Annotated in this window: 6 protein-coding genes and 1 tRNA gene; all 7 read left to right on the forward strand. The window is 55.8% G+C overall.

The window, feature by feature from the left end; genetic code table 11:
* The first annotated feature begins 3 nt into the window (after positions 1-3).
* Positions 4-79, forward strand: a tRNA-Glu gene (locus tag Q0362_RS05915).
* A gap of 87 nt (positions 80-166) precedes the next feature.
* On the forward strand, positions 167-1159 hold the full coding sequence (locus tag Q0362_RS05920; protein ID WP_280794881.1) for a TerC family protein: 993 nt from the start codon (positions 167-169) through the stop codon (positions 1157-1159).
* A 9-nt stretch (positions 1160-1168) separates the two neighbouring features.
* Entirely contained in the window at positions 1169-2581 is a 1413-nt protein-coding gene (gene leuC, locus Q0362_RS05925; RefSeq protein WP_298121172.1) for a 3-isopropylmalate dehydratase large subunit, read from the forward strand.
* Between the two features lie 2 nt (positions 2582-2583).
* A complete protein-coding gene (gene leuD / locus Q0362_RS05930; RefSeq protein WP_298121174.1) occupies positions 2584-3186 on the forward strand; it encodes a 3-isopropylmalate dehydratase small subunit in 603 nt (200 codons plus the stop codon).
* Positions 3183-4556, forward strand: coding sequence for a UDP-N-acetylglucosamine 1-carboxyvinyltransferase (gene murA / locus Q0362_RS05935; RefSeq protein ID WP_298121176.1), 1374 nt, complete (start codon positions 3183-3185; stop codon positions 4554-4556). The genes leuD and murA overlap by 4 nt, the downstream gene beginning before the upstream one ends.
* A 6-nt stretch (positions 4557-4562) precedes the next feature.
* On the forward strand, positions 4563-5294 hold the full coding sequence (locus Q0362_RS05940; RefSeq protein WP_298121179.1) for a 1-acyl-sn-glycerol-3-phosphate acyltransferase: 732 nt from the start codon (positions 4563-4565) through the stop codon (positions 5292-5294).
* On the forward strand, positions 5291-5997 hold a 707-nt coding region (locus tag Q0362_RS05945), incomplete at its 3' end, for an NAD(P)H-dependent glycerol-3-phosphate dehydrogenase (protein ID WP_298121181.1). The genes Q0362_RS05940 and Q0362_RS05945, both read left to right, overlap by 4 nt.

Below are 5997 nucleotides of genomic sequence, written 5' to 3' on the forward strand. Positions count from 1 at the left end.
AACGGCCCCATCGTATAGCGGCCTAGTACGCTGGCCTCTCACGCCGGTAACACGGGTTCGAATCCCGTTGGGGTCACCAACGACAAAAACCCTCGCCTTCTAGCGGGGGTTTTTGCTTATTCTTTGAGGAAATTCTCAGCGTTCTTACCGGTAGCCTTGAAGCACTATGGATGGTGCTCTCCCCGCGTGGTTTGAAATTGGTTCGCTTGTTATTTTGACGGCGATTCTTGTTGCCGATCTCTTGATTATTTTCAAGCGTCCACACATCCCTTCCATGAAGGAATCTGCTCTCTGGGTGGGCTTCTATGCGCTGCTCGCCGTTGCCTTTGGTGGCGCGATTCTAGCTCTCGGAGATATTGAACACGCAGGCCAGTTCTATGCCGGTTGGCTCACTGAATACAGCCTGAGCATTGATAACCTCTTCGTCTTTGTCATCATCATGAGCCGCTTTGCAGTGCCCCGAAAGTACCAGCAGGAAGTGCTGATGGTGGGCATCATCATGGCGCTGATTTTGCGCGGAATCTTCATCGTTTTGGGCGCTGCCCTGATCGAGAACTTCTCCTGGATCTTCTACATCTTTGGCGCGTTCCTGCTCTACACCGCCTACCACCAGGCCTTCCGTTCACATGAGGACGAAGAAGAGACTGAAGGCAAGCTGATTAGCTTCCTGCGCAAGCGCATCACGATGTCACCAGATTTCGATGGGGCCAAGATCCGCACCGTTCACAACGGTAAGAAGATGTTCACCCCCATGCTCGTGGTGTTCATCACCATCGCTGTGACCGACGTCATCTTTGCTTTTGATTCGATTCCGGCCATTTTCGGAATTACAACAAGTCCGTTCCTGGTCTTCGCGGCCAACATTTTCGCTCTGATGGGTCTGCGTCAGCTCTACTTCCTGCTGGGTGGCCTGCTCGACAAGCTCGAATACCTCAAGTATGGAATCGCATTTATTCTGGGCTTTATCGGCGTCAAATTGGTACTTCACGCGATGCACGAGAACGAACTGCCTTTCATCAATGGTGGTCAGCACATTGAGTGGGCACCTGAAATCAGCACGGTCACCTCACTGTTGGTCATTGTGGCCTCGATGGCCGTGGCCACGATTGCCAGCGTGATCAAGATGCGTTCTGCAGAACCTACTTCACACACGAAGTAGAATTACAGGGTGAACAAACCAAGAACTCTTGCGGAAAAAGTGTGGGACGACCACTTGGTCGTCAAAGGCGAAGACGGCACCCCCGATCTCATCTATATCGACCTCCACCTCGTTCACGAAGTAACCAGCCCACAGGCATTTGATGGTCTGCGCCAGGCCGGACGCCCACTCCGCCGCCTGGACCTCACCATCGCCACTGAGGACCACAACACTCCCACCCTGGCCATCGACAAGCCCATCGCTGATGAGACCAGCCGCGTCCAGATTCAGACCCTGCGCAACAACGCGGAAGAGTTTGGTGTTCGCCTGCACTCACTCGGTGACCTAGAACAGGGCATCGTTCACGTTGTCGGCCCACAACTGGGTCTGACTATGCCCGGTATTACCGTGGTCTGTGGTGACTCACACACCTCGACCCATGGCGCTTTTGGTGCGATGGCCTTTGGTATTGGTACCAGTGAAGTAGAGCACGTCATGGCAACGCAGACGTTGCCCCTCAAAGCTTTCAAGACCATGGCGATCAACGTGGAGGGAACCCTCAAGCCGGGCGTTTCCGCCAAGGACATCATCTTGGCTGTGATTGCCAAGATCGGTGCCAACGGTGGTCAGGGATACGTTCTCGAATTCCGCGGTTCTGCTATCCGCGCCCTGTCCATGGAAGGTCGTATGACCATCTGCAACATGGCCATCGAAGCTGGTGCCCGCGCGGGTATGGTCGCTCCCGACCAGACCACTTTTGACTACCTCGAAGGCCGTCCTCACGCACCCGTTGGTGCTGACTGGGATGAGGCTGTCGCCTACTGGAAGACTCTCCCCACCGACGAGGGTGCAACCTACGACGCCGAGGTTAACCTCGACGCCAATGAACTTGAACCCTTCGTGACATGGGGCACTAACCCAGGTCAAGGTGTGTCACTGAGCGACGTCGTTCCTTCACCTGCTGACTTCTCTGACCCTAACGAGCGTGCAGCTGCTGAACGTGCCCTCGAATACATGGATCTGAAGCCTGGCACCAAGCTCAAGGATGTTCCTGTGGACGCGGTGTTCATGGGTTCCTGCACCAACAGTCGTATTGAAGACCTGCGCGTCTTCGCTGCCATCGTGGATGGCAAGAAGAAGGCCGACGGCGTTCGCGTCATGGTTGTTCCTGGTTCAGCACGCGTGCGTCTCGAAGCAGAAGCTGAGGGCCTCGACAAGATCATTGAGGCATTTGGTGCTGAGTGGCGTTTTGCTGGCTGCTCGATGTGTTTGGGCATGAACCCTGACCAGCTCGCACCGGGGGAGCGTTGCGCTTCCACCTCGAACCGTAACTTTGAAGGCCGTCAGGGTAAGGGTGGACGCACTCACCTGGTCTCTCCGCAGGTCGCTGCAGCAACCGCTATCCGCGGCACGCTCTCAAGCCCCTCAGATTTGGAAGGCTAGTCATGGAGAAATTCACTTCCGTCACCGGAGTTGGTGTTCCTCTGCGTCGCAGCGGCGTGGACACTGATCAGATCATTCCTGCTGTTTTCCTCAAGCGTGTGACAAAGACCGGTTTCGATGACGCACTCTTTGCTAACTGGCGTCAGGATCCTGAGTTCATTTTGAACCAGCCTGAGTATTCAGGTGCACGCGTTCTTGTTGCCGGTCCTGACTTTGGCACGGGCTCGTCGCGTGAGCACGCTGTCTGGGCTCTGCGCGACTACGGTTTTGATGCTGTTCTTGCTCCCAAGTTCGCAGACATTTTCCGCGGAAACTCCGGTAAGCAGGGCTTGCTTACTGGTGTCATCTCCGAGGCAGATTGCGAAAAGCTGTGGGCGGCACTTGAGGCCCAGCCTGGAGTTGAACTCACCGTGGACCTCGTTGAGAAGAAGGCAACCCTGGGCGACCTGGTTGTTCCCTTTGAAGTCGATGACTACATTCGCTGGCGTTTGCTCGAAGGACTCGATGACATCGCGCTAACCTTGCGTAACGAGCAGGCCATCACCGACTTCGAAGCGAAGCGTGAAGGCTGGCGCCCCAAGACCCTTCCTGTGAGGCATGCATGAACACCGTTGCAAACGACGCCCGCGCCGCTGGCGCGCGCGTAGGCCTCTCCGGAGACACCATCACCATCAATGGTGGCCACCCACTGTCTGGTCGTATTGAAGTCAAGGGCGCTAAAAACTTGGTCACCAAGGCCATGGTTGCTGCACTCCTCGGCGAAAGCCCCAGCGAACTGCGTGATGTGCCTGACATCAGTGATGTTCGCGTGGTCAAGGGACTGCTTGAAGTTCACGGTGTGAAGGTTCAGCATGATGTTGCTGCCGGAACTCTCAAGCTTGATCCTGCCGGTGTTGAATCTGCACACATGACGGATATTGATGCCCATGCTGGCTCGAGCCGTATTCCTATTCTTTTCTGTGGTCCACTTCTGCACCGCCTGGGTGAAGCATTCATCCCAGACCTCGGTGGTTGCCGCATCGGTGACCGTCCCATCGACTACCACCTAGAAGTTCTTGGTAACTTCGGTGCTGTCATTGAAAAGCTCCCCACCGGTATTCGCATGACTGCGCCTGAAGGACTGGTCGGCACCAAAATTTCTCTGCCTTACCCCAGCGTGGGAGCAACAGAGCAGGTTCTCCTGACTGCCGTGCGCGCCAAGGGAAAGACGGAACTTTCTGGTGCAGCTATTGAGCCAGAGATCATGGACCTCATCAACATCTTGCAAAAGATGGGTGCCATCATCTCGGTTGACACCGACCGCGTCATTCGTATTGAAGGCGTGGACAAACTCGAGGGTTACACCCACCGCGCACTGTTCGACCGCAACGAAGCAGCAAGCTGGGCTTCTGCTGCTCTGGCAACCGGCGGAGATATCTTCGTCGGCGGTGCTCAGCAGGCAGAGATGCTCACCTTCCTCAATATCTTCCGCAAGGTTGGTGGCGCGTTCGAGATCCACGATGACGGTATCCGCTTCTTCCACCCCGGTGGAGAGCTCAAACCTGTAGTGATTGAGACCGATGTGCACCCCGGCTTCATGACCGACTGGCAGCAGCCTCTCGTGATTGCTCTCACCAAGGCACAAGGTGTCTCGATTGTTCACGAGACCGTCTATGAACAGCGCTTTGGCTTTGTTGATGCTCTTATCAAGATGGGCGCCAACATTCAGCTTCACAGCGAATGCCTCGGTGGTCACCCGTGCCGTTTCGGCCAGCGTAACTTCTTGCACTCCGCAGTCATTTCTGGTCCCACAGAGCTTCACGGTGCAGACATTGAGGTTCCCGACCTCCGTGGTGGCTTCAGCCACCTCATTGCTGCCTTGACGGCCAAGGGAACGTCTCGGGTCAGCAACGTGGGCATCATTAGCCGCGGATATGGTGACTTCATTACCAAGCTGCGCCAGCTCGGCGCCGACTTTGTAATTGAGGGCGAGTAACTCCTCGTGAGTGAACGCAGTAAGCCATCAATCTTTTGGTTGTTAGGCGCTATCGCCCTGCCCTTGATGGGGCTCATGGTGAAGTATCGCTTCCACGACCGGGAAAAGATGCCACAAACCGGGGCTGTCATCATCACCCCCAACCACTACTCCAACATTGACCCTGTCGTCATTGGAGTTGCCACCTGGTACCTGGGTCGCTTACCTCGCTTTATGGCGAAAGCCAGCATCCTCAGGGTTCCTGTTGTGGGATGGATTTTGCGTAAGTCGGGACAGATTCCGGTAGAACGCGGTGGTTCCACTCGAAGTTCAGACGCCTTGATGGCCGCAAAAGAACTCGTGACCAAAGAACGAGCGTTGATTGTGTATCCCGAGGGATCGCTGACCCGCGACCCAGATATCTGGCCTATGCGAGGCAAGAGTGGTGCAGTGCGACTGGCACTGGAGCTCGGTATTCCTGTTGTCCCTGTTGCGCATTGGGGAACTCAGAACCTGATGGCGCGTTATTCCAAGAAACTGAACGTTTTTCCTCGTCACACCGTGGACGTGAAAGTGGGAGATCCGGTCGACCTCAGCGAGTTCGCAGGCAAACCCTTGGATAATAAGACTCTGACCGCTGCAACCACCAAGGTGATGGACGCCATCACTGCTTTGCTGGAAGACTTGCGTGGTGAGAAGGCTCCGGCAACCCGCTGGAACCCTGCCGAACACAACCAGAGCGAGACGGGGCGGTTTTGAGTAAGAAGCCAGTAGCTCCACCTGCACGCAAGGTTGCTGTCCTCGGCGCCGGTAGCTGGGGAACCACCTTTGCCAAGATTTTGGCCGACGGCGGCAACGACGTCATGCTCTGGGCACGTCGCGATGACCTTGCTCAAGACATCAACGAAACTCACCGCAACAGTGATTACCTCCGCGGTATTCGTCTGCCTCTGAACTTGGTTGCCACCAGCTCGATGGCAGCTGCAGTGAAGAACGCTGAGCAGGTTTACCTCTGTGTTCCCAGCCAAACCCTGCGTGAGAACCTGGTTCAACTCGCACCTCTACTCCGCGACGATCAGATCGTCATCTCCCTCATGAAGGGTGTGGAGCGCAAGACAGGCCTGCGCATGAGCGAGGTCATTGCCGAAGAACTTCCTATCAGCCCGGACATGGTTGCGGTTGCTTCTGGCCCTAACTTGGCACTTGAAATTGCAAAAGAGCAGCCCACCGCTGCAGTGATCTCCAGCCAGAGCTTGGAAACTGCAAGCCAGGTTGCTTTGACAGTCTCGAACCGTTACTTCCGTTGCTTCGTCAACACCGATGTTCCCGGCACCGAGTTCGGTGGTGTGCTCAAGAACCTCATCGCTGTTGCCGTGGGAATCGTGGATGGTGTGGGCTATGGCGACAACACCAAGGCCTCAATCATCACCCGTGGTTTGGCCGAAATGACTGACTTCGCTGT

The sequence above is a fragment of the uncultured Aurantimicrobium sp. genome, from assembly GCF_936931525.1.
Lineage (GTDB): Bacteria > Actinomycetota > Actinomycetes > Actinomycetales > Microbacteriaceae > Aurantimicrobium.